Annotated in this window: 20 protein-coding genes and 1 rRNA gene; 17 read left to right on the top strand and 4 right to left on the bottom strand. The window is 72.0% G+C overall.

The window, feature by feature from the left end; all coding sequences use genetic code 11:
* The first annotated feature begins 27 nt into the window (after nt 1-27).
* The 9 genes from rrf to QIY60_RS10695 all read left to right on the top strand — a co-directional run bounded on the left by rrf (nt 28) and on the right by QIY60_RS10695 (nt 7,255).
* Nucleotides 28-144: ribosomal RNA gene (gene rrf / locus QIY60_RS10735) — 5S ribosomal RNA — on the top strand.
* Nucleotides 145-218: 74 nt separating this feature from the next.
* Nucleotides 219-863 (top strand): HAD family hydrolase, encoded by a 645-nt coding sequence (locus tag QIY60_RS10730; protein WP_283142199.1) that lies wholly within the window; start codon nt 219-221, stop codon nt 861-863.
* 43 nt (nt 864-906) lie between these two features.
* The gene (locus QIY60_RS10725) at nt 907-2,121 is read left to right on the top strand and encodes an MFS transporter (RefSeq protein ID WP_283142198.1); all 1,215 of its coding nucleotides are present in this window, start codon (nt 907-909) and stop codon (nt 2,119-2,121) included.
* Complete coding sequence (locus QIY60_RS10720) at nt 2,090-3,253, top strand: acetoin utilization protein AcuC (RefSeq protein WP_283142197.1); 1,164 nt, start codon at nt 2,090-2,092, stop codon at nt 3,251-3,253. The genes QIY60_RS10725 and QIY60_RS10720 overlap by 32 nt, the downstream gene beginning before the upstream one ends.
* Before the next feature lie 210 nt (nt 3,254-3,463).
* A complete protein-coding gene (locus QIY60_RS10715) occupies nt 3,464-4,279 on the top strand; it encodes a phosphatase (RefSeq protein ID WP_283142196.1) in 816 nt (271 codons plus the stop codon).
* Nucleotides 4,280-4,407: 128 nt separating this feature from the next.
* On the top strand, nt 4,408-4,617 hold the full coding sequence (locus QIY60_RS10710) for a helix-turn-helix domain-containing protein (RefSeq protein ID WP_283142195.1): 210 nt from the start codon (nt 4,408-4,410) through the stop codon (nt 4,615-4,617).
* A gap of 109 nt (nt 4,618-4,726) precedes the next feature.
* Nucleotides 4,727-4,825: an AURKAIP1/COX24 domain-containing protein gene (locus QIY60_RS10705; protein ID WP_003948845.1), complete on the top strand. Its 99-nt coding sequence runs from the start codon at nt 4,727-4,729 to the stop codon at nt 4,823-4,825.
* 229 nt (nt 4,826-5,054) lie between these two features.
* Entirely contained in the window at nt 5,055-6,149 is a 1,095-nt protein-coding gene (locus tag QIY60_RS10700) for an NAD-dependent epimerase/dehydratase family protein (RefSeq protein ID WP_283142194.1), read from the top strand.
* Between the two features lie 14 nt (nt 6,150-6,163).
* Nucleotides 6,164-7,255 (top strand): lysophospholipid acyltransferase family protein, encoded by a 1,092-nt coding sequence (locus QIY60_RS10695; RefSeq protein ID WP_283142193.1) that lies wholly within the window; start codon nt 6,164-6,166, stop codon nt 7,253-7,255.
* 67 nt (nt 7,256-7,322) lie between these two features.
* Here QIY60_RS10695 and QIY60_RS10690 read toward each other — a convergent pair whose 3' ends face one another.
* From QIY60_RS10690 to QIY60_RS10680, 3 genes are all read right to left on the bottom strand, one after another.
* The gene (locus QIY60_RS10690) at nt 7,323-8,504 is read right to left on the bottom strand and encodes a DUF5667 domain-containing protein (RefSeq protein ID WP_283142192.1); all 1,182 of its coding nucleotides are present in this window, start codon (nt 8,502-8,504) and stop codon (nt 7,323-7,325) included.
* 279 nt (nt 8,505-8,783) lie between these two features.
* On the bottom strand, nt 8,784-9,572 hold the full coding sequence (locus QIY60_RS10685; protein ID WP_283142191.1) for an ECF subfamily RNA polymerase sigma factor, BldN family: 789 nt from the start codon (nt 9,570-9,572) through the stop codon (nt 8,784-8,786).
* Nucleotides 9,573-10,114: 542 nt separating this feature from the next.
* Nucleotides 10,115-11,077 carry an HAD-IB family hydrolase gene (locus QIY60_RS10680; protein ID WP_283142190.1) on the bottom strand — a complete coding sequence of 321 codons (963 nt, stop codon included), beginning with the start codon at nt 11,075-11,077 and terminating at the stop codon, nt 10,115-10,117.
* A gap of 148 nt (nt 11,078-11,225) precedes the next feature.
* Here QIY60_RS10680 and QIY60_RS10675 point away from each other — a divergent pair, with 148 nt between their 5' ends.
* The 7 genes from QIY60_RS10675 (at nt 11,226) to QIY60_RS10645 (ending at nt 19,076) form a co-directional block, all read left to right on the top strand.
* Nucleotides 11,226-11,525: a glutaredoxin family protein gene (locus QIY60_RS10675; RefSeq protein ID WP_283142189.1), complete on the top strand. Its 300-nt coding sequence runs from the start codon at nt 11,226-11,228 to the stop codon at nt 11,523-11,525.
* Nucleotides 11,526-11,858: 333 nt separating this feature from the next.
* Nucleotides 11,859-12,632, top strand: a complete 774-nt coding sequence (locus QIY60_RS10670; protein ID WP_283142188.1) for a redox-sensing transcriptional repressor Rex — start codon at nt 11,859-11,861, stop codon at nt 12,630-12,632.
* Nucleotides 12,629-14,182 carry a glutamyl-tRNA reductase gene (locus QIY60_RS10665; protein WP_283142187.1) on the top strand — a complete coding sequence of 518 codons (1,554 nt, stop codon included), beginning with the start codon at nt 12,629-12,631 and terminating at the stop codon, nt 14,180-14,182. Before QIY60_RS10670 ends, QIY60_RS10665 begins: the two co-directional genes overlap by 4 nt.
* A complete protein-coding gene (gene hemC, locus QIY60_RS10660; RefSeq protein ID WP_283142186.1) occupies nt 14,179-15,153 on the top strand; it encodes a hydroxymethylbilane synthase in 975 nt (324 codons plus the stop codon). Before QIY60_RS10665 ends, hemC begins: the two co-directional genes overlap by 4 nt.
* Nucleotides 15,150-16,814: a uroporphyrinogen-III synthase gene (locus QIY60_RS10655; protein WP_283142185.1), complete on the top strand. Its 1,665-nt coding sequence runs from the start codon at nt 15,150-15,152 to the stop codon at nt 16,812-16,814. Before hemC ends, QIY60_RS10655 begins: the two co-directional genes overlap by 4 nt.
* A gap of 273 nt (nt 16,815-17,087) precedes the next feature.
* Nucleotides 17,088-18,074: a porphobilinogen synthase gene (gene hemB, locus QIY60_RS10650; RefSeq protein ID WP_283142184.1), complete on the top strand. Its 987-nt coding sequence runs from the start codon at nt 17,088-17,090 to the stop codon at nt 18,072-18,074.
* 18 nt (nt 18,075-18,092) lie between these two features.
* Nucleotides 18,093-19,076 (top strand): molybdopterin-dependent oxidoreductase, encoded by a 984-nt coding sequence (locus QIY60_RS10645; RefSeq protein ID WP_283142183.1) that lies wholly within the window; start codon nt 18,093-18,095, stop codon nt 19,074-19,076.
* On the opposite strand, the gene QIY60_RS10640 is transcribed toward QIY60_RS10645, so the two are convergent.
* The gene (locus QIY60_RS10640) at nt 19,051-19,950 is read right to left on the bottom strand and encodes a hypothetical protein (RefSeq protein ID WP_283142182.1); all 900 of its coding nucleotides are present in this window, start codon (nt 19,948-19,950) and stop codon (nt 19,051-19,053) included. The genes QIY60_RS10645 and QIY60_RS10640 overlap by 26 nt on opposite strands.
* Before the next feature lie 379 nt (nt 19,951-20,329).
* On the opposite strand from QIY60_RS10640, the gene QIY60_RS10635 reads away from it, so the two are divergent.
* Nucleotides 20,330-21,520 carry a PLP-dependent aminotransferase family protein gene (locus QIY60_RS10635; RefSeq protein ID WP_283142181.1) on the top strand — a complete coding sequence of 397 codons (1,191 nt, stop codon included), beginning with the start codon at nt 20,330-20,332 and terminating at the stop codon, nt 21,518-21,520.
* The last annotated feature ends 2 nt before the right edge of the window (nt 21,521-21,522 follow it).

Below are 21,522 nucleotides of genomic sequence, written 5' to 3'. Positions count from 1 at the left end.
TGCCCGGTTTCGTTAATTTCATAGTGTTTCGGTGGTCATAGCGTTAGGGAAACGCCCGGTTACATTCCGAACCCGGAAGCTAAGCCTTTCAGCGCCGATGGTACTGCAGGGGGGACCCTGTGGGAGAGTAGGACACCGCCGAACAAATTTTGGGAAAAGCCCCGTACCGGTTACCGGTACGGGGCTTTTCTGCGTTTACCGGCGTTTAGGGTCGAGCCATGCGCTATGACCTCATCATCTTCGACAACGACGGCGTGCTCGTCGACAGCGAGCCGATCTCGAACACCATCCTCGCGGAGTACCTCACCGAGCTGGGCTTCCCCACCTCGTACGAGGAATCCATCCGCGACTACATGGGCTCCGCCATGCACCGCATCCACGACCTGATCCAGGAGCGGACCGGGCAGATGCTGCCCGCCGACTTCGACGACGCCTTTCACGCCCGTGTCTTCGCCGCCTTCGAGCGGGAGCTCCAGCCGGTGGCCGGGGCCGCCGACGTGCTCGCGAAGCTGGTGGCGGACGGGGTGCCGTACTGCGTCGCCTCGTCCGGGAGCCACGAGCGGATCCGGGTCGGGCACCGCACGACCGGGCTCGACGAGTGGTTCGAGGAGGAGTGGGTGTTCTCCTCGCAGGACGTCGGGCGCGGGAAGCCGGCGCCGGACCTGTTCCTGTACGCCGCCGAGCGCATGGGCGTCGCGCCGGAGCGGTGTGCCGTCGTCGAGGACAGCCCGCTCGGGGTGCAGGCCGCGCTGGCCGCCGGGATGGACGTCTACGGGTTCACCGCCATGACGCCCGAGGAGCGGCTCCAGGGCGCCACGGCCCTCTTCTCCGACATGGCACAGCTGCGCGAATTGCTCGGGTGACCTGTCTACCCAGGAGTAGCTTGCGGGCCTAAGCTCTGCGGCCATGACAGACGTACGCCTGCGGAGGGGCCGGGCGTCCCTCGCGCTCAGCTTCTGTGCGCAGGGCATCGCCTTCGCCCTCCTGGTGACCCGCATCCCCGCGATCCAGGACCGGTACGGGATATCCGACGGCCTGTTGCCGGCGTTCCTCGCCGGCGTGCCGATCCTGGCCGGGGTCGGCAGCGTCACCACCGAGCACCTGGTGAAGCGGGTGGCGCCCAGTGTGGCGCTGCGGTGGGTGCAGCCGCTCGTGCTGCTCTCGCTGCTCGGGGTCGCGGCCGGGGACCGGATGTGGCAGGCGGCCGTCTCGCTCGGGGTGTTCGGGCTGGCCGTCGGCGGGCTCGACGCGTGCATGAACATGCTGGGGATCAGCCTCCAGCGCGCGTACGGGCGCAGCATCATCCTGGGCTTCCACGCCGCGTTCAGCCTCGGCGGGATCGTGGGCGCCTCGCTCGCGTGGGTGGGGGCGCACTGGGACCTGTCGCTGCTCGTCTCGTATCTGCCGGTCGTCCTCGTGCTGCTGCCGCTGTGTCTGGTGGGGAGCCGGGGGTACGTGGACGGGGAGCCGGCCGCCGGCGCCCCGGAAGCCGGCTCCGGAGGCGACGCGGCGGGCGGCAAGCCCGTCGCCTTTCGGCTGCTGCTGCCGCTCTGCCTGGTGATGGCCTTCGCCTACATCGGCGACTCGACCGTCTCCAACTGGAGCGCGAAGTACCTCCAGGACGTGCTCGGCAGCTCCGAGCAGCTGTCGACCGTCCCGTACAACGTCTACATGGTCACCACCCTGCTGGGGCGGGCGGCCGGTGACCACGGTGTGCGGCGGTTCGGGGCCGTGGCCGTGGTGCGGGCCGGGGCCGTGCTCGCGAGCGCCGGGTTCGCGGTGGTCGCGGTGGCGCCGGGGCCGTGGGTGGGGATGCTCGGGTTCACCATGCTGGGGTTCGGGCTGTGCGTGATCGTGCCGCAGACGTACGCGGCGGCGGGGCGGCTGTTCCCGAATGCCTCGGACGCGGCGATCGCGCGGCTCAACGTCTTCAACTACGTGGGCTACCTCTTCGGGTCGCCGCTGGTCGGCGGGGTCGGCGGCGCGTGGAGCTATCGCGGCGCCATGCTCATACCGATGGTGCTCGTCCTGCTGACGCTCGTGTACGCCCGGTCGTTCGGCGCGGAGGGCGCCCGATACGGTGGCGGGCATGAGCGGCCGCACACTGTTGATGTGGGATGACGCCGTCACGGCGTACGACTTCGGACCGAGCCATCCGATGGATCCGGTACGGCTCTCGCTGACCATGGGGTTGGTGCGGGCGTACGGGCTGGACAAGGCGGTCGACGTGGTGGCCGCGCCGCCGGCGGGGGACTCGACGCTGCGGCTCGTCCACCGCGAGGACTATGTGGCGGCGGTACGGGCCGCCTCGGCGGATCCGGGCGCCGCGGACCAGGCGTACGGGCTCGGGACCGTGGACGACCCCGCGTTCGCCGGAATGCACGAGGCGTCCGCGCTGATCGCCGGGCAGTCCGTGGGGGCCGCCGAGGCGGTGTGGCGAGGGGACGCGGCGCACGCGGTGAACTTCGCGGGCGGGCTGCACCACGCGATGCCGGGCGGGGCGGCGGGGTTCTGCGTCTACAACGACGCGGCGCTCGCGATCGCGCGGCTCCTTGAGCTGGGGGCGGAGCGGGTCGCGTACGTGGATGTGGACGTGCACCACGGGGACGGGGTGCAGACGGCGTTCTGGGACGACCCCAGGGTGCTGACGATCTCGCTCCACGAGCACCCCCGGCTGCTGTTCCCCGGGACGGGGTGGCCGGAGGAGACGGATGCCGACGGGACGGCCGTCAACGTGGCGCTGCCGGCCGGGACCGGGGACGAGGGGTGGCTGCGGGCGTTCCACTCCGTGGTGCCGGAGCTGCTGGCCGAGTTCCGCCCCCAGGTGCTGGTGACGCAGCACGGCGCGGACACGCACTTCGAGGATCCGCTGGCGCATCTGGCGGTCTCGCTGGACGCCCAGCGGGCCGTGCAGGAGGCCTGCCACGCGCTGGCGCACGAGCATGTGGCGGGCGGGAAGTGGGTGGCCCTCGGGGGCGGTGGGTACGCGGTGGTGGACGTGGTGCCGCGTTCGTGGACGCATCTGGTGGGGGTGGCGGGGCATGCGCCGGTTCCGCCCGCGTCGGTGATCCCTTCGTCCTGGCGGGACGAAGTGTTCGCCCGTACGCGGCAGTTGGGGCCGGGGCGGATGACGGATGGGCGGGTGGTGCGGTGGCGTGACTGGGAGTCGGGGTATGACCCGGCGGATCGCCTGGACCAGGCGATTCTGGCGACTCGGCGGGCGGTTTATCCGTTGCGGGGGTTGTTGGCGTAGGGGGGATTCCCCACCCCGCCCCTTCCCGAAAGCCCTGGCGGGCGGCCTGTTTCGTCGGCTGCGGGCCGTGCTGGGTTGCTCGCGCAGTTCCCCGCGCCCCTTTGAATGCCGCTGCGCGGCCAGTCCCCACTCACCCCTCCGTTACGCCAACTGTGCGGTCTCCGGACCGATTCGGCCCCCCGAAGCCCCGACTGCGAGAGCATCGTCCCCGTGTTGAGTACCGGAGCGCTGCGGGCGCATCTGTTGGCCGCGCGGCTGGCCGGGCCTGTGGCCACCTCGCGGGAGGAGAGCCTGCGCAGCTATCGGCTGTTCGCGGCCCGGGATCCGCGGGTCACGCTCGGGCTCGACCCCGAATGGGGGTGGAACGAGCGGGACCTGCTGCGGCTCATGGCGGACAAGTGCGGGGTGAGTCCGGATCCGGCGCACGTGTCGGGGCCCGACGTCATCGACCCGGAGCGGACGCTCGCGGGGCTCGACGCGCTGGCCGCCAGGATCCAGGACGTGGCCGCGCGGCGCGGCGCCGTACTCTTCGGAACCGGGCATCCGCACCGGCTGCTCGCCTTCTACGCCGCCCTCGCGGACGCTTTGTCGGCGGCCGGATGTGATGTCCTCACCCCCGCGCAGGGGCGATGTGTCGACATAACGACCCGGTTCGGGGTACGTACGTACAACCTTGACTACGTACGAGGAGTCGCGCTGGTGCGGGAACCCGGCGCACGGGGTCCCGGCAGTGCGACCGGCGCACACACCCATTCACCGCTGCCGGTTCGGGTCGCCCTGGGGGCTGCGGCGGGCCTCCGGGGGCGGCTGCCGGACCTGGTCGTGGGAGATCACGGATGGGTCTGCGGAGCAGGTCAGCTGGGTATCGAGGCGGTCGGCCTGGCCGATACGGACGATCCCGCGCTGTTCGTCGGAGAGGCCGAGGGGCGGGTGTCCGTAGCCGTTCCGCTTGATGACGCTGTGCGGTCTGATTACTACCGGCCGCTTACTCGCTATGTACTCAATCGAGCGTGTCTGTCACAGTAGGCGGCCGTTGGCAGCTCCTCTTCCCCACTCGCACCACCCGCCCCTAGTCTGGGGAGTGAGCGCACAGCGACGAAGAGTCACCGGAGGGGAAGCCGGTGCGCGTCGGGTGCGGAAGGTACAGGTGGGTCATGGCTGCTGATCAGAGGCCTCTGAACGAGGTCGTGTTCCTCACCGTGGCGGAAGTCGCCTCGGTGATGCGAGTGTCGAAGATGACCGTGTACCGCTTGGTGCACAGCGGTCATCTGCCGGCGATCCGGGTGGGCAGGTCGTTCAGGGTCCCGGAACAGGCGGTTCACGAGTACCTCCGAGACTCCTATGTGGGGGTGGAGACAGCCTGACGGTGCCCTCGGTTACGACCTCTGCGCTCGGGCGGGTAGGCTAGCCCCTCGTAGGTCGTGTGGGCCCAGACGCCCCGCACCGAGTGAAGAGAAGTGAGCGAGGGTAGTCGTGGGCTCTGTTATCAAGAAGCGGCGCAAGCGGATGGCTAAGAAGAAGCACCGCAAGCTGCTCAAGCGCACCCGCGTTCAGCGTCGCAACAAGAAGTAAGCGACAGCTGTACGTGAACTCGCAGCCCTTCCGCCGTCCTGGTGGGAGGGCTGCGGTGCGTTTACCGGCCGCATATCCCGCACGCCCTTTCGGGGGCCGAGCAGAATCCGCTGGGGGCTTTTCGGCGCCGAATTCCCGGCCATGCGCGACGACGCGGTCATCACCGGGCAACATCCAGCCGCTACGGTGGCGCCAAGGGTGCACCTCAGGCCAAAGGAAGGCGCTGATCTTGGGGAAGGTCGTGCTCGTCACCGGAGTGGCCCGGCAGCTCGGAGGCCGTCTCGTACGGCGCATCCAGCGTGATCCGGAAGTGGACCGGGTGATCGGCGTGGACGCCGTGCCGCCCGGCCACCATCTGGGCGGAGCCGATTTCGTACGGGCGGACATACGGCAGCCCGCCATCGCCCGTGTGCTGGCCGAGCACGCCGTGGACACCGTCGTGCACATGGACGTGACCGGCACGCCGCTGGGCGCCGGCGGGCGGACGTCCGTGAAGGAAACGAACGTCATCGGCACCATGCAGCTGCTCGGCGCGTGCCAGAAGTCGCCGTCGGTGCGGCGCCTGGTGGTGAAGTCGAGTACCAGCGTGTACGGGTCGGCGCCGCGCGATCCGGCCGTCTTCACCGAGACGACCCCGCCGAAGTCGCTGCCGAGCGGCGGCTTCGCGAAGGACGCCGTAGAGGTCGAGGGGTACGTACGCGGCTTCGCGCGGCGCCGGCCCGACGTGGCGGTGTGCGTGCTGCGGTTCGCGAACATCCTGGGGCCGGGCGCGGACTCGCCGCTCGCCGAGTACTTCTCGCTGCCGGTGCTGCCGACCGTGTTCGGCTACGACCCCCGGCTCCAGTTCGTCCACGAGGACGACGTCATCGACGTGCTGCGCATCGCCGCGCACGAGCCCCGGCGCGGGACGCTCAACAGCGGCACCTTCAACGTGGCCGGGGAGGGCGTCCTGCTGCTGTCGCAGTGCTCGCGGCGCCTGGGCAGGCCGACGGTGCCGGTGCTGCTCCCGGCGGTCCGCTGGGTGGGCTCGGCGCTGCGCTCGGTGGGCGTGAGCGACTTCTCGCCCGAGCAGATCAGGCTGCTCACCCACGGCAGGGTGGTGAGCACCGTGCAGATGCGTCAGACGCTGGGCTTCGAGCCGAAGTACACGACGGCGGGGGCGTTCGCCGACTTCGCGCGCAGCCGGGGCCCGGGGCTGCTGCCGCCGGACGTCCTGGCGAGGGCCGTGGACGGGGTGGCGGCGCTGCCCTTCCGGCCGTTCGCCAAGGGCGCCGCGGGCGCCGCTCCGGCCACCTCCACCTTGTCCACTCCCGGCGCGGAATGAGGAGCTCAACCACGATGGCGGACGCCAAGGTCATTCCGTTCGACGACGACCGCTCGCGCGGCGGTGCGCAGCGCCCGGGGCGCCGCCGCTCCGGCGGGCGGCGGGGTACGGCCCCGGAGGCGGCCCCCGCCCCGGTGAGCGCCCTGCCGGGCCAGCAGACCGTCTCCCAGGACCCGGAGGGCGGCCGGGGGCCGCAGGGGGCCGCTGAGGACCTCGCCGCGCCCGGTGCTTCCGGTGGCGGCGAGGAGGTGCGGGAGCGGCCGGGCGGCGGCTGGGACCGGCGGGTCGCGGGCGGGCTCGCGTTCCTGCGGCGGCGGATCACCGGTGACTACGAGGTCGACGAGTTCGGCTACGACAAGGAGCTCACCGACCAGGTCCTGATGTCCCTGATCCGCCCCTTCTACGAGAAGTACTTCCGGGTGGAGGTGAAGGGCGTCGAGAACATCCCGGCCGAGGGCGGGGCGCTGGTCGTCGCCAACCACTCCGGGACGCTGCCGCTGGACGGGCTGATGATGCAGGTGGCCGTGCACGACCACCATCCGGCGGGGCGGCATCTGCGGCTGCTCGCGGCGGACCTGGTGTTCATGCTGCCGGTCGTCAACGAGCTGGCCCGCAAGGCCGGGCACACCCTGGCCTGCGCGGAGGACGCCCAGGCGCTCCTGGAGCGGGGCGAGGTCGTCGGGGTGATGCCGGAGGGCTTCAAGGGCATCGGGAAGCCGTTCGGCGAGCGGTACAAGCTCCAGCGGTTCGGGCGGGGCGGGTTCGTGTCGACCGCGCTGCGGGCCGGGACGCCGATCGTGCCGTGCTCGATCGTCGGGGCCGAGGAGATCTACCCGATGATCGGCAACTCCAGGACGCTGGCCCGGCTGCTCGGTTTCCCGTACTTCCCGATCACGCCCACGTTCCCGTGGCTGGGGCCCGCCGGTCTTGTGCCGCTGCCGACGAAGTGGACGATCCAGTTCGGCGAGCCGATCCCGACCGACGGGTATCCGCCGGAGGCGGCGGAGGACCCGATGCTGATGTTCAACCTGACGGACCAGGTGCGGGAGCAGATCCAGCACACGCTGTACAAGCTGTTGGTGCAGCGGCGGTCGGTCTTTTTCTGACCCGTGCTGTTCTTCTGTGGGGCGCCGGTGGTGACCGGCGCCCCACACCCGTACCGAACGCGTCGGGTTACTTCGGCGCGTCCTCGCCCTCGATGCCCAGGCCCGGGAGCAGGCCGGGCAGGAGCGGGGGCAGGGTGACGTCCGGGACCGGCGGCTTGGCCGGGGTGGTGCCGGACGTCGGCGGGGCGCTCTTCGACGGAGGGGTGAGGAGGCCGCCGGTGCTGCCGCCGAGCAGGCCCTCGTTCGGCTTGGTGCCCGGGGCGGAGGGCTGCGGCTTGGCGCCGCTTCCCGCCGTGCCGTGCGCCGGGGCCGAGGAGGCGGGGGCCGGACGGGCCGTGTGGCTCGTCTCGCTCTGGTGCGATGTGTCCGTCCGCCCATGGGTCTTCGTCTTGGGCGCCGGGAGCATCGAACGCAGCGGCTCGACTTCTTGGTCTATGGCGACGAAGACGGAGGTGACCTGGTCGCCGACGTCGGTGAGCTGGGCGGGGAGCTTGTCGCGCAGCTTGCTCCAGCTGTCGCGGTGCGCCGAGGCGAACGACGACAGGGCGGCGATGGGGCCGAGCGAGCCGTCCTTGGCATACGCGGCGTGGAGGAGGCGGTGGCCTTCGGTCACGTCGTGCTGCATGCCGCTGAGCGCGCGGCGGACCTCGCTCAGCTGTTCGTGGTCGAGGTCGCCGGCGCGGCCGCGCTCCATCAGGCGGCGGGCCTCGCTGAGCCGGGTGGAGGCCTGGTCGAGGTAGATCCTGCCGCGGTCGGCGTCGTCGTCCGCCAGATTGAGCTTGAGGTCCTCCATGCCGCGCTTCAGCCCGTACAGCGAGTCACCGGGGAGGGCGTCGGAGCTGGCGGCGGCTACGCCGCTGAACGCGCCCGCGGCCACACCGATGCTGAGGCCGCCCGCAGCGATGCCCTTCGACCAGCGGGAGCGGGGGCGCAATTTCCGGAGCGGGGTCGCCCGGTGGGCTCCCCGGCCGGTCCGCTGCTCGGGCACCAGAGGGTCGGCGGCGCCACCCGAAGCGAACATCTGCTCCATGGCGGCCACGAGCAGCGCCCGCTGCTCCACCTTCACCTGCGGGTCCAGCTCCGGTTTCGGCAGTTCGCCGAGGACGGTCGCCAGGGTCAACAGGTCGGCTTCCGCCGCCTGTTCGGCCGTGGCGGCCGGGGTGGCGGGTGGCTGCTGGGCCGCCGAGGCTTCTTCCAGGGCCTGGGCGAAGGCGTTCGCCCGCCGGTGCGCCGATACGTTCGCGATCACTGGCGGCACCTCCTCTCGTCATCACGGTCGACTCCCCAAGGGGCCTGGAAGGTTGCACGCCTTGAGCACATCCACACGATCGAGTGAGCGGCCGTGGACATGGCGTGACCACAGGGAGCCTGCATCCGGCACAACGACGGACGCGGCACTTGGGTTACGGACGAAGGATGATCGGACCACACTGTGACCGGGGCACTGCTGAGCGCTCACCGAAGGTGAGTCGAGGGCCTCGATGCGGGCCTCGAAGAGGGGCCGCCGCCCCGTTGGACGGGGAGCGGCTCAGCGGGCGTCTTCGGGGAGGAGCCGGGCGAGGGTGCGCACGGCGCGGTACTGGAGGGTCTTGATGGCGCCCTCGTTCTTGCCCATGACGCGGGCGGTCTCGGCGACCGAGAGGCCCTGGAGGAAGCGCAGGGTGACGCACTCCTGCTGCTGCGGATTGAGCTTCCGTACGGCTTCGAGGAGCGCGGCGTTGGAGAGGGACTCCAGGACGGAGTCCTCGGGCGAGCGCTCCACTTCATTGGCGTCGAGCATTTCGCCGGTGGTCACTTCCAGGCGGAAACGGCTCGACTTGAAGTGGTCCGCGACCAGGTTGCGCGCGATCGTGACCAGCCAGGCGCCGAAGTCGCGGCCCTGCCAGGTGAAGGTGGAGATCCGGCGCAGGGCGCGCAGGAAGGTCTCGCTGGTGAGGTCCTCGGCGGTGGCCTTGCCGCCGACGCGGTAGTAGATGTACCGGTACACCGTGTCGCTGTACTGGTCGTACAGCCGTCCGAAGGCGTCGGCCTCGCCCGCCTGGGCGCGCTCGACGAGGTCCATCATGCGGGCGCTGTCGCTGTCCGCGCTGGGGCGGCGGGCGGTCGGCGTCGCGGACGTGCCCGTGCTGCGGCCGCCGCTCCGTCTTCCGACCGCGGCACCGCCGTCTGCCAGCGCGTAGCAGGCACCGACGGGTGAGGCGGTGGCGAAGGCGGGGGCGAAGGCGTACGCGGTGGGGACGAAGCCGCGCAGACGGTCGACGACCGCTGCGCGCAGCGTAGCCAGGCCCGAGGCGTCAACCCCGACGTGTGGGTACACGGGACTCCCAGAGGCAGAGCTTCCATCACGTGCAGTGCGGGACCGTTCACCCGCCGTGGCGATGTGTGGGTTCCGGTATGCGTCTGAGGAGAATAACGCTTCGTGCAGGGAGCGCTACACCCAGTTGCTCAAATCGTCGATTCCGTCGCTTCTGTTACGTCTATGGGGCGGATTGGGTTGCGGAGTGTGAGCGGGTGGTGGCGGGGTGGTGATCGATGTTGATCGGTTGGGGGGTGTGATGTGGCCGAGTGGGGGGTGGGGGACTGGTGGGGGTTCCCTGCGGGTAGGCAGTCCCGGATCGGGTCGCCCCACCCCGCCCCTTCCCCTAAACCCTCCGGGGGTGGGTGGGGGTTGAGGTGGTCTCCCGGGGGCTGCGCCCCCGGACCCCCCTTGTTTGTCTGCGGGCCGTGCTGGGCTGGTCGCGCAGTTCCCCGCGCCCCTGGAAGCGCCCCTCCGGGGCGCCCCGGGGATGTCGCGCAGCGGCATTTTTAGGGGTGCGGGGAACTGCGCGACCAGCGGCCCGCAGGCGAAACGCGACCGTCTCAGCGTCTGCGGCGATGCAGGGCCACCGCCGCCGCCGTGCCGCCCGCCAGGGCGCCGACCCCGGCCGCCGCCGGGATGCCGACCTTCGCCGCCTTCCGGCCCGTGCGGTAGTCCCGCAGGCGCCACTCCCTCGTCCGCGCGTGCTTGCGCAGCTTCGCGTCGGGGTTGATGGCGTAGGGGTGGCCCACCAGGGACAGCATGGGGATGTCGTTGTGGGAGTCGCTGTACGCCGCGCAGCGCGTGAGGTCCAGGCCCTCCGCCGCCGCCAGGGCGCGTACCGCCTCCGCCTTGGCGGGGCCGTGCAGCGGCTCGCCCACCAGACGGCCGGTGTACACGCCGCCCACGGACTCCGCGACCGTGCCGAGCGCGCCCGTCAGACCGAGCCGGCGGGCGATGATCGTCGCGGTCTCCACCGGTGCGGCCGTCACCAGCCACACCTTCTGGCCCGCGTCCAGGTGCGCCTGGGCCAGCGCGCGCGTGCCGGGCCAGATGCGGTCCGCCATGTACTCGTCGTAGATCTCCTCGCCGATGGTCATCAGCTCGGAGACGCGATGGCCCTTGACAATGGACAGGGCGCTCTCGCGCGCGTCCTGCATGTGCTCGGGGTCCTCGACCCCGGCGAGCCGGAACCACGCCTGCTGCCAGGCGAACCGCGCCAGATCGCGGCGCTGGAAGAACTTCCGCTTGTACAGGCCCCGCCCGAAGTGGAAGATCGCCGCGCCCTGCATCACCGTGTTGTCGAGGTCGAAGAAAGCTGCCGCCAGGTCGTCCCCGACCACCGGGAATTCCGGCTCGGAGGGCGATGTGGAATCCGTTTCGGCTTTCCTTCTGGCTTCCGCTTCCGCCAGTTCCGCCAGCTCCTGCTCGGACTTGCGGGCTGCCTCGGCTGCGGCCTCGCCGGCCAGCACGCTGCGGGCTGTCGCCGAGCGCCTACGAGGGGTGAGCCATCCCAGTACGGCCATGTCGTGAGCATAGCCAGTCTGTTCGGTCCCGCCCGACACGCCGGGATGCGAGGGTGTGAACTCTCCGAGGCGGGACTGTTAATCGGGCGGAGCGGCAGAAACCCCGCTTATGGGGTGGGCCGCTTTCGCGTGGGCGGAGAATGGATCCATGAGTCCTCTCTTTCGGCGGGGGAAGTCCCCGCAGAGCCCCGACCGGGCCGACCGGTCCGCCCCGCCGCTCGTCACGCTCATCGGCAAGCCCGGCTGCCATCTGTGCGACGACGCCCGCGCCGTCGTCGAGCGCGTGTGCGCCGAGACCGGTGCGGTGTGGGAGGAGAAGGACATCACCCAGGACGAGGCGCTGCACCGCGAGTACTGGGAGCAGATTCCGGTCGTCCTCGTCGACGGCGCGCAGCACACCTTCTGGCGCGTGGACCCCGCGCGGCTCAGGAGTGCGCTGGGCGCGTGAGGCGGGTGGGGCGGCCGTGCCCGCCCGTGCGACCGCGGCCCCGTGATCGAGTGGGTGATCAGCGGTAGTTGTGGTTACCATCGAGGTCGTTTTGTCTGCGTTCGGGGGTGGCATCGTGGAGAGGTGTGTACGGTTTTGCCCCCTTCGGGTTCTCAACGGGCCGACTTCCCTGTCGGTTCCCGGAAATCGGCGCCGGTTCGCGTGAGCCCGGTCACTTTGCTCGGACAAAGCGGACACCATCTTTGTGCACGCGTTCACAAAGACATAGCCTGCATTCGACGGGGCGGTCCTGGGACACATGGCCGCCTGCCTCGCTCATCCCGCAGGAGCACCGTGGCAACTGGCCGAACTCACCGACCGGCGACCCGTAGCCGAGGAATCCCCGAGGCCACCGTCGCCAGGCTTCCGCTGTATCTGCGTGCGCTGACCGGACTCTCGGAGCGCTCCGTACCCACGGTCTCCTCCGAGGAGCTGGCCGCGGCCGCGGGGGTCAACTCCGCGAAGCTGCGCAAGGACTTCTCGTACCTCGGCTCGTACGGGACCAGGGGCGTCGGCTACGACGTCGAGTACCTCGTCTACCAGATCTCCCGCGAGCTCGGCCTCACCCAGGACTGGCCCGTCGTCATCGTCGGCATCGGAAACCTCGGCGCGGCCCTCGCCAACTACGGCGGGTTCGCCTCCCGCGGCTTCCGGGTCGCCGCGCTGATCGACGCGGACCCCGCGATGGCGGGCAAGCCCGTCGCCGGGATCCCGGTGCGGCACTCCGACGACCTGGAGAAGATCATCAGCGAGAACGGGGTCTCCATCGGCGTCATCGCGACGCCGGCGGGTGCCGCGCAGCCGGTCTGCGACCGCCTCGTCGCCGCCGGGGTCACCTCCATCCTGAACTTCGCGCCGACGGTCCTGTCGGTGCCCGAGGGCGTCGACGTACGCAAGGTCGACCTCTCCATCGAGCTGCAGATCCTCGCCTTCCACGAGCAGCGCAAGGCCGGTGAGGACGCGGCCGCGGCCGAGGCCGCCGACGTCGCGCCGCCCGTGGTGCGCGGCGGCGCTGCCGTGGACCGGAAGGGACCCGACGGGGACATGCCCGCCGTGATGCCGGCATGAGCCTCCTGGTCGTCGGCCTCAGCCACCGCAGCGCCCCCGTCAGCATCCTGGAGCGGGCGTCCCTCTCCGCGGACACGCAGGTCAAGCTGCTGCAGGACACCCTGGCCGCGGAGCCCGCCGCCGAGGCGGCGGTCCTGGCCACCTGCAACCGGATCGAGCTGTACGCGGACGTGGACAAGTTCCACGCGGGCGTCGCCGAGCTCTCCACGCTGCTCGCCCAGCACAGCGGCGTCGGTCTGGAGGAGCTCACTCCGTATCTCTATGTGCACTACGAGGACCGGGCCGTCCACCACCTCTTCTCGGTGGCGTGCGGGCTGGACTCCATGGTCGTGGGCGAGGGCCAGATCCTCGGCCAGATCAAGGACACCCTGGCGCTCGGGCAGGAGCTCCACACCGCCGGGCGGCTCCTCAACGACCTGTTCCAGCAGGCCCTGCGGGTCGGCAAGCGCGCCCACAGCGAGACCGGCATCGACCGGGCCGGGCAGTCCCTGGTCACCTTCGGCCTGGAGCAGCTGGCCGTCGGCGTCCCGGTGGAGGGCTGGGCCAAGGACAAGCGCGCCCTGGTGATCGGCGCGGGCTCGATGTCCTCGCTGGCCGCGGCGACGCTGGCGCGCGCCGGAGTGTGCGAGGTGATCGTCGCCAACCGCACGCCCGCCCGCGCCGAGCGCCTGGTCGAGATCCTCAACGAGTCGGGCACGGCCGCCCGCGCCGTGGCGATGGCCGATGTCGCACGCGAGCTGACACGAGTCGACGTGGCGGTTTCCTGTACGGGTGCGACCGGTCTGGTCCTGACGGCTCAGGCCGTCGGCGACGCGGTCGGCGCCCCGGTCGCCGCCGCGCCCGCGAGCCACGCTCCGGCCGCCGCCCCCGAGGGCTGCCCCGTCGACTTCGCCGCCGCGGCCGATGCCGTACGCGAACAGCGCGTCGACGCCGACTCCCTTGAGCTGCACGGCAGTTGGGCCGACAACGCCACCGGCGCCCGGCCCGCCGCGCGCCAGCGCATCCCCGCGCAGACCGGCCCGGTCCGGCTCGCGCTGCTCGACCTCGCCATGCCGCGCGACATCGACGCCGCCGTCCACCGCATCCCCGGTGTGCGCCTCGTCGACATCGAGTCGCTCGCCGAGGCCTCGGCCGACGCGCCGATGGCCGCCGACGTCGACCAGGTGCGCTCGATCGTCTCCGACGAGGTCGCGGCCTTCGGCGCCGCCCAGCGCGCCGCGCACATCACGCCGACCGTGGTCGCGCTGCGCGCCATGGCCGCCGACGTGGTGGCCGGCGAGGTGGCGCGCCTGGAGGGGCGGCTGCCCGACCTGGACGAGAAGCAGCGCGCCGAGGTCACCCAGACCGTGCGCCGCGTCGTCGACAAGCTCCTGCACGCGCCGACCGTGCGGATCAAGCAGCTGGCGGCCGAGCCCGGCGGCGCCGGGTACGCGGACGCGCTGCGCACACTCTTCGACCTCGACCCGGAGACGGTCGCCGCCGTGTCGCGGGCCGATCTGAACGACGTCGACGTCAAGAACCGAGACGCGAAGAACCGAGGGCGGTCATGACCCAGAAAGCACTGAGGCTGGGGACCAGGCGCAGCATGCTCGCCATGGCCCAGTCCGGCCAGGTGGCCGACGCCGTACGGCGGTTGACCGGGCGTCCGGTCGAGCTGGTGGAGATCACCACGTACGGCGACACCTCGCGCGAGCACCTGGCGCAGATCGGCGGCACGGGCGTCTTCGTGACCGCGCTGCGCGACGCGCTGCTGCGCGGCGACGTCGACTTCGCCGTGCACTCGCTCAAGGACCTGCCGACCGCGCAGCCCGACGACCTCGTGCTCGCCGCCGTGCCGGTCCGCGAGGACCCGCGCGACGTGCTCGTGGCGCGCGACGGGCTGACCCTGACCGAGCTGGCCGCCGCCGCGGAGGGCCGTCCGGTCCGCATAGGCACCGGCTCGCCCCGGCGCATGTCGCAGCTGAACGCGTACGCGCGCAGCCACGGCGTGGCCGTCGAAACCGTGCCGATCCGGGGGAACATCGACACCCGGATCGGATTCGCGCACAGCGGTGAACTCGACGCGGTGGTACTCGCCGCGGCCGGGCTCAACCGCATCGGCAGGATCGGCGAGGTGACCGACTTCCTTCCGGTCGACACCATGCTGCCCGCCCCCGGCCAGGGGGCACTGGCGATCGAGTGCACGGCAGCCGATGCCGACCTCACCGCCGCGCTCGCCGAGCTCGACGACCCGTACACCCGGGTCGCCGTGACCGCCGAGCGGTCCCTGCTCGCCGCCCTGGAGGCCGGCTGTTCCGCACCCGTGGGTGCCTACGCCGACCTGCTGGCCGACGGACAGGTTGTTCATGAGATGCGCCTGCGCGGCGTCGTCGGTACCACCGACGGCTCGACGCTGGTGCAGTTGTCCATCACCGGTCCCGTACCTGCGTCGCACGACGAAGCCGTGGCGCTCGGTCGCGAACTCGCGGTCGAGATGCTTGCCAAGGGTGCGGCCGGTCTTATGGGGGAGCGAGCACTTTGAGCCCCACCAACTCCTCGAACCTTCCCGCCGTCTCCGCGCACGGGTGCGTCACCTTCCTCGGTGCCGGCCCAGGGGACCCGGGACTGCTGACGCTCCGCGCCGTGGAAGCGCTGGCGTCGGCCGATGTCCTGATCGCCGAGCCGGCTGTGCTCGACGTGGTTCGCGCGCATGCGCGGGCAGGTGTGGACACGCCTCAGCTGACGGTAGTTGACGAGACGTCAGCCACCGCAGGAGTCCCCGTGTTGCGGGACGCGGCCAATCTTGTCATGGAGGCCGCGCGCTCCGGCAGGCGGGTCGTCCGTGCCGTCTCCGGCGACCCCGGGCTCGACGGCAGCGCGGGCGACGAGATGCTCGCCTGCGCCGCGGAGGGCATCCCCTTCGAGGTCGTGCCCGGTGTGGCGACGGCGGTGGGCGTACCCGCGTACGCCGGTGTCCCGCTCAGCGACACCTCGGGCGGCGCCGATGTGCGCTTCGTCGACGCGCGCGGCGCGGACGGCCGCTGCTGGACCGAGGTCGGCGCGAGCGACGGCACGGTCGTCGTCTCCGCGACCCTGGAGACGGTGGCCGCGGCGGCGGGCGAACTCGTCGCGGCGGGCCGCAAGCCCGACACGCCGATGACGGTGACGATCGCCGGTACGACCACGCGCCAGCGCACCTGGAACGCGACGCTCGGCACGGTCGCCCAGGTCCTCAAGCAGGCGAAGGTGCTGCCGTCGCCGGACGGCCACCAGCCCGTCATAGCCGTGGTCGGTGAGCGCACCGCCGCCGCCCAGCGCGACCGGCTGTCGTGGTTCGAGTCCAAGCCGCTCTTCGGGTGGCGGGTGCTCGTACCGCGTACGAAGGAGCAGGCGGCGTCGCTCTCCGACCAGCTGCGTTCGTACGGCGCGGTGCCGCACGAGGTGCCGACCATCGCCGTCGAGCCGCCGCGCACGCCGCAGCAGATGGAGCGGGCGGTCAAGGGCCTGGTGACGGGCCGCTACGAGTGGATCGCCTTCACCTCGGTGAACGCGGTCAAGGCCGTGCGCGAGAAGTTCGAGGAGTACGGGCTCGACGCGCGCGCGTTCGCGGGCATCAAGGTCGCGGCGGTCGGCGAGCAGACGGCGGCGGCGCTGGTGGAGTTCGGCGTCAAGCCGGACCTCGTGCCGAGCGGCGAGCAGTCGGCGGCGGGCCTGCTTGAGGACTGGCCGCCCTACGACCCGGTCTTCGACCCGATCGACCGGGTCTTCCTCCCCCGTGCCGACATCGCCACCGAGACGCTGGTGGCGGGGCTCATCGAGCTGGGCTGGGAGGTGGACGACGTCACGGCGTACCGCACCGTGCGCGCGTCGCCGCCGCCGGCCGACACCCGTGAGGCGATCAAGGGCGGTGGCTTCGACGCGGTGCTCTTCACGTCGTCGTCGACCGTGCGGAACCTGGTCGGGATCGCGGGCAAGCCGCACAACGTGACCGTGATCGCGTGCATCGGGCCGGCCACGGCCAAGACGGCCGAGGAGCACGGGCTGCGGGTGGACGTGATGGCTCCCGAGCCGTCGGTGCTGAAGCTGGCGGAGGCGTTGGCGGAGTTCGGGGCGGCCCGCCGCGCGGCGGCGGTGGAGGCGGGCGAACACGTGACGCGCCCGAGCGAGCGTCGGCCGGGGGCGCGGCGCCGTCGTACCACCTGAGCCCGTGGGCGGCCCGGGGGCGCAGCCCCCGGACCCTCCGGGCGGGCTTCGCCCCGGCCCCCGTTCGCCTGCGGGCCGTCTGTGGCTGGTCGCGCCCACGCGGCGGAGCCGCAAATGTCACAGCCCCGCGCCCCTAGGCAGTTAGGGGCGCGGGGAACTGCGCGCTCAGCCCCCACCGGCCTGCGGCCGACGAACAAGCCGCCCGGCTGAGGGCTTTCGGGAAGGGGCGGGGTGGGGCAAAAACCCCCGGTGCCACCGGCGTAGCGTAGGTGCATGACCTACGGATCCTTCCCCGGTGCCCGCCCCCGGCGGCTCCGCACCACCCCCGCCATGCGCCGCATGGTCGCCGAGACCCGGCTGCACCCCGCCGACCTGATCCTCCCCGCGTTCGTACGCGAGGGCATCACGGAACCCGTCCCCATCCAGGCCATGCCCGGCGTCGTCCAGCACACGCTCGACACCCTGCGCAAGGCCGCCGTGGAGGCCGTCGAGGCCGGGGTCGCCGGGATCATGCTCTTCGGCGTGCCGGAGGACGAGAAGAAGGACGCCGCCGGGACCGCCGGCACCGACCCGGACGGCATCCTCCAGGTCGCCATCCGCGCCGTGAAGGCGGAGGTCGGGGACGACCTCGTCGTCATGTCCGACCTCTGCCTCGACGAGTACACCGACCACGGCCACTGCGGCGTCCTCGACGCGGACGGGCGCGTCGACAACGACGCCACCCTGGAGCGGTACGCCGAGATGGCCCAGGTCCAGGCCGACGCCGGCGTCCACGTCGTCGGCCCCAGCGGCATGATGGACGGTCAGGTCGGGGTCATCCGCGACGCCCTCGACCAGACCGGCCACGAGGACGTCTCCATCCTCGCCTACACCGCCAAGTACTCCTCCGCCTTCTACGGGCCCTTCCGGGAGGCCGTCGGCTCCTCCCTCCGGGGCGACCGGAAGACGTACCAGCAGGACCCCGCCAACGTCCGCGAGTCCCTGCGCGAGCTCGCGCTCGACCTCGACGAGGGCGCCGACATGGTCATGGTGAAGCCCGCGGGCCCCTACCTCGACATCCTCGCCAAGGTCGCCGAGTCCGTGGACGTGCCTGTCGCCGCTTACCAGATCAGCGGCGAGTACGCCATGGTCGAGGCCGCCGCCGAGAAGGGCTGGATCGACCGCGACAGGGCGATCCTGGAGACTCTGACGGGAATCAAGCGGGCCGGTGCCAACTTGATCCTTACGTACTGGGCGACGGAGGTCGCCCGCGGGTTGTAGGACGATGGGGGTCCAGCGGTGGCGGAACAGGCGTTAGACGTACGGGACTTCGACGACGTCGTCGACTTCATCACGCCCGTCGACAACGTTTTCGTGCGCGCCCATCTCGGGGTGCCGGACCTCGACCTCGACTCCTGGTCCCTGTCCGTCGAAGGGCTCGTCGAGCGGCCGTTCCAGCTGCGGCTCGACGAGGTCCTCGCCCTGCCCGCCCGCCGGTTCACCGCTTTCCACGAGTGCTTCGGCAACCCGTTCCAGCCGGACGTGCCGACCCGGGCCGTGGCCAACCTGGTGTGGACCGGGTTCGACCTCTCCGCGCTCCTCGACCGGGCCGTGCCGCTCGCCTCCGCGCGGCACGTCTGGTTCGAGGGCGCGGACACCGGGGCGTTCGACGGCGAGGACGGCCTCTCGTACGTGAAGGACCTGCCCCTGGAGACCGCCCGGCGGGACGTCTTCCTCGCGTACGAGATGAACGGCGAGCCGCTCACCGTGCGGCACGGGCATCCGCTGCGGACCGTCGTGCCCCGGATGTTCGGCACGAACTCGGTGAAGTGGCTGACCCGGATCATCCTGGCCGACGAACGGCCGGACCACATGTTCACCACGCGCTTCTACACCCGCGTCCATCCCGGCGAGCAGACCGCCCGGCCGGTGCGTTCCGTGGATGTGGGAAGCAAGATCCTCAGCCCCCGGAATGGCGATCAACTGCCGGGGGAGTGCGTGGAGTTGGTCGGGCGGGCCTGGAGTACGGGTGAAGTCGTCGCCGTTGACGTGAGTGTCGATGAGGGGCCCTGGCGGCCCGCCGTCCTCGAACCCCTCGGGGCCGATCCCGCCTGGCAGCCCTTCACCCTCGACCTGCGGCTCCCGCCCGGCCGCCACCGCATCCGCGCCCGCGCCACCGACCGCGACGGGCGCGTCCAGCCGCCGCCCGGTGTGCGCAACTCGATCCACGAGGTCACGGTCACCGTCGGCGGCGGGGTCACCGGCGGGGGAGCGGGAGCGTGACCGGCCGTCCGGACGGGTGGCCCGTGTGCGGGCTCAGCTCCGTCACCGCGAGCGTGGTCGCGGTGGACGCGTAGAGGTACGTGCCCCGGGGGTGCACCGCGATCCCCGTGCAGTGCGGGGCCGTGAAGTCCGGCAGCTGCTCGGGCGCGGTGTCCGGGGCGAGGAGGCCGTCGGGCGCCAGGGCGGTCCGGTACACCGCTCCCGTCTCCCCTTCGGCGAAGTAGAGGCAGCTGGCCGCCGGGTGGACCGTGAGCGGGCCCGGGGCGGGGAGCACCTGCCGGGTCAGCGACGGCCCGTCGGAGTCGGCCCTGCCATCCGCGTCCAGCGCGAAGACGTTCAGGGCACGCGCCTGGGGATCGCTGACGTAGAGGTGGGTGCCGGCCGGGTGGACGGCCAGGCCCTTGCGGAAGGGGGCTGTGCCGCGTACCCAGAGCGTCGTCGTGCCGCCGTCGTCGGGCCTGCCGTCCTCGCTCAGTGGTACGCACGAGACGGCCGCCTTCTCGTCCCGGTTGGCCACGTAGAGGAGCGGGCGGGACGGGTGCGCCGCCACCGTCCCGCCCGGCTCGGCCACGGTCGGTGTGAACACCTGCCAGCCGACGCCGCGCGTGGGCCTGCCGGTGGCGTCCAGGGCGTGCCACAGCAGCCGTTCGGCCGCCGGGTCGGTGACGTACAGGCGGGCGCCCGTGCCGTCCGCCGCCAGTCCGTACGGCCTGATTCCCGGGGTCCACTCGGCCGGGGCCTCCGGGCGGCCGTCCTCGCCCAGCGGGACGCGCAGGATGCCGTGCGGCTCGCCCACGTACAGCCACGTCCCCTCGGGGTGGACGTGGAGCTCCGCCCGGACGTCTCCGTCCCACTCTTCCTCGGCCCGGTTCACTTGCTCTCCCGACGTGGTCGTGTGGCTGTTCCGCCTGTGTCGTCACAGAGGTAGCGAGTCCGGTACGGGCTCGGCGGGCAGCCGCGCAGCGGGGTCACCCGGGCGGGTGCGTACCGGGCGGCTGGTTCTTCGTCTGCGGACCGTGCTGGGTTGCTCGCGCAGTTCCCCGCGCCCCTGAATGCGCCCCTTCGGGGCGCCCAGGGGATTGCCGCGCAGCGGCATTTAAGGGGCGCGGGGAACTGCGCGACCAGCCCCCACCGGGCCGCAGATGAGTAAGCGCTTCCCCGACCAAAAGGCGGACCGGCATGTGTACGCGGCACGGAAGTGCGTACGCTGCCTGGCTAGTTGGATGTCCTACTAAAACGACTGGGGGCCGCCCATGACCGTCGCCGCCGCACCACCCGCCCTCGCCGCGCGCGCCGCCTCCGTGGGCTCCTCGCCCGTACGGGAGATTCTGGCGCTCACCGCGCGGCCCGAGGTCATCTCGTTCGCGGGCGGGCTGCCCGCGCCGGAGCTGTTCGACGTGGAGGGCATGCGTGCGGCGTTCGACGCCGTCCTCGCGGACGAGGGGCGGGCGGCGCTGCAGTACTCGACGACCGAGGGCGACCCGGGGCTGCGGGCCGCCACCGCCGCGCGGCTCACCGCGCGCGGACTGCCCACCGGGGCCGGGCAGTTGCTCGTCACCACCGGGTCGCAGCAGGGCCTCACCCTGCTCGCGGCGGCGCTCGTCGAGCCCGGGGACACCGTCCTCGTCGAGGATCCCTGCTACCTCGCCGCGTTGCAGGCCTTCGGGTTCGCGGGCGCCCGGATCGTCGCCGTGCCCTCGGACGCCGACGGGCCCGACCCCGCCGCCCTCGACGAACTCGTCGCCCGGGAGCGGCCGAAGCTCTTCTACTCGGTGCCCACCTTCCAGAACCCGACCGGGCGCACCATGACCGCCGAGCGGCGCCGCGCCGTCGCCGAGGTCGCCGTCCGGCGCGGGCTGTGGGTGGTCGAGGACGACCCGTACGGGGAGTTGCGCTACGAGGGCGAGAGCGTGCCGTGGATCTCCTCGTACGAGGGCGCCGCCGACCGGACCGTGCTGCTCGGCAGCTACTCGAAGATCATGGCGCCGGGGCTGCGCCTCGGCTGGCTGCGGGCGCCCGAGGCGCTGCTGCGGGCCTGCGCGGTGGCCAAGCAGGCCGCCGATCTGCACACCCCGACCGTCAACCAGCTGGCAGCCGCCCGCTATCTGGCCGACCGGGACCTGGACGCGCACGTCGCCAAGGTCCGGGCGGCGTACGGCGAGCGGCGGGACGCCATGCTCGCCTCTCTCGCGGACGCGCTGCCCGAGGGCTCCTCGTGGAACCGGCCCGAGGGCGGCATGTTCCTGTGGGCCACCCTGCCGCAGGGAAGCGACGCGACCGCCTCCCTGAAGGAGGCGGTCGCTCATGACGTGGCGTACGTGCCCGGCGCCCCCTTCTTCGCGGGGACGCCCGACCCGGCCGCGCTGCGGCTGTGCTTCGTCACCTCGGCGCCGGACGAGATCGCGGAGGGGCTGCGGCGGCTGGGGCGGGCGCTGCGGGGCTGACG

Source organism: Streptomyces sp. BPTC-684, assembly GCF_030028635.1.
Lineage (GTDB): Bacteria > Actinomycetota > Actinomycetes > Streptomycetales > Streptomycetaceae > Streptomyces > Streptomyces noboritoensis.
Note: the sequence above shows the minus strand (reverse complement) of the source record. Positions and strands in the feature narration are given on the sequence as shown.

What these genes read in the sequence shown, in the direction of transcription:
- QIY60_RS10730 (WP_283142199.1), top strand. Translation starts at nt 219, where the DNA reads ATGCGCTATGACCTCATCATCTTCGACAACGACGGCGTGCTCGTCGAC.
- QIY60_RS10725 (WP_283142198.1), top strand. Translation starts at nt 907, where the DNA reads ATGACAGACGTACGCCTGCGGAGGGGCCGGGCGTCCCTCGCGCTCAGC.
- QIY60_RS10720 (WP_283142197.1), top strand. Translation starts at nt 2,090, where the DNA reads ATGAGCGGCCGCACACTGTTGATGTGGGATGACGCCGTCACGGCGTAC.
- QIY60_RS10710 (WP_283142195.1), top strand. Translation starts at nt 4,408, where the DNA reads ATGGCTGCTGATCAGAGGCCTCTGAACGAGGTCGTGTTCCTCACCGTG.
- QIY60_RS10695 (WP_283142193.1), top strand. Translation starts at nt 6,164, where the DNA reads ATGGCGGACGCCAAGGTCATTCCGTTCGACGACGACCGCTCGCGCGGC.
- QIY60_RS10680 (WP_283142190.1), bottom strand. Translation starts at nt 11,077, where the DNA reads ATGGCCGTACTGGGATGGCTCACCCCTCGTAGGCGCTCGGCGACAGCC.
- QIY60_RS10675 (WP_283142189.1), top strand. Translation starts at nt 11,226, where the DNA reads ATGAGTCCTCTCTTTCGGCGGGGGAAGTCCCCGCAGAGCCCCGACCGG.
- QIY60_RS10665 (WP_283142187.1), top strand. Translation starts at nt 12,629, where the DNA reads ATGAGCCTCCTGGTCGTCGGCCTCAGCCACCGCAGCGCCCCCGTCAGC.
- hemC (WP_283142186.1), top strand. Translation starts at nt 14,179, where the DNA reads ATGACCCAGAAAGCACTGAGGCTGGGGACCAGGCGCAGCATGCTCGCC.
- hemB (WP_283142184.1), top strand. Translation starts at nt 17,088, where the DNA reads ATGACCTACGGATCCTTCCCCGGTGCCCGCCCCCGGCGGCTCCGCACC.
- QIY60_RS10635 (WP_283142181.1), top strand. Translation starts at nt 20,330, where the DNA reads ATGACCGTCGCCGCCGCACCACCCGCCCTCGCCGCGCGCGCCGCCTCC.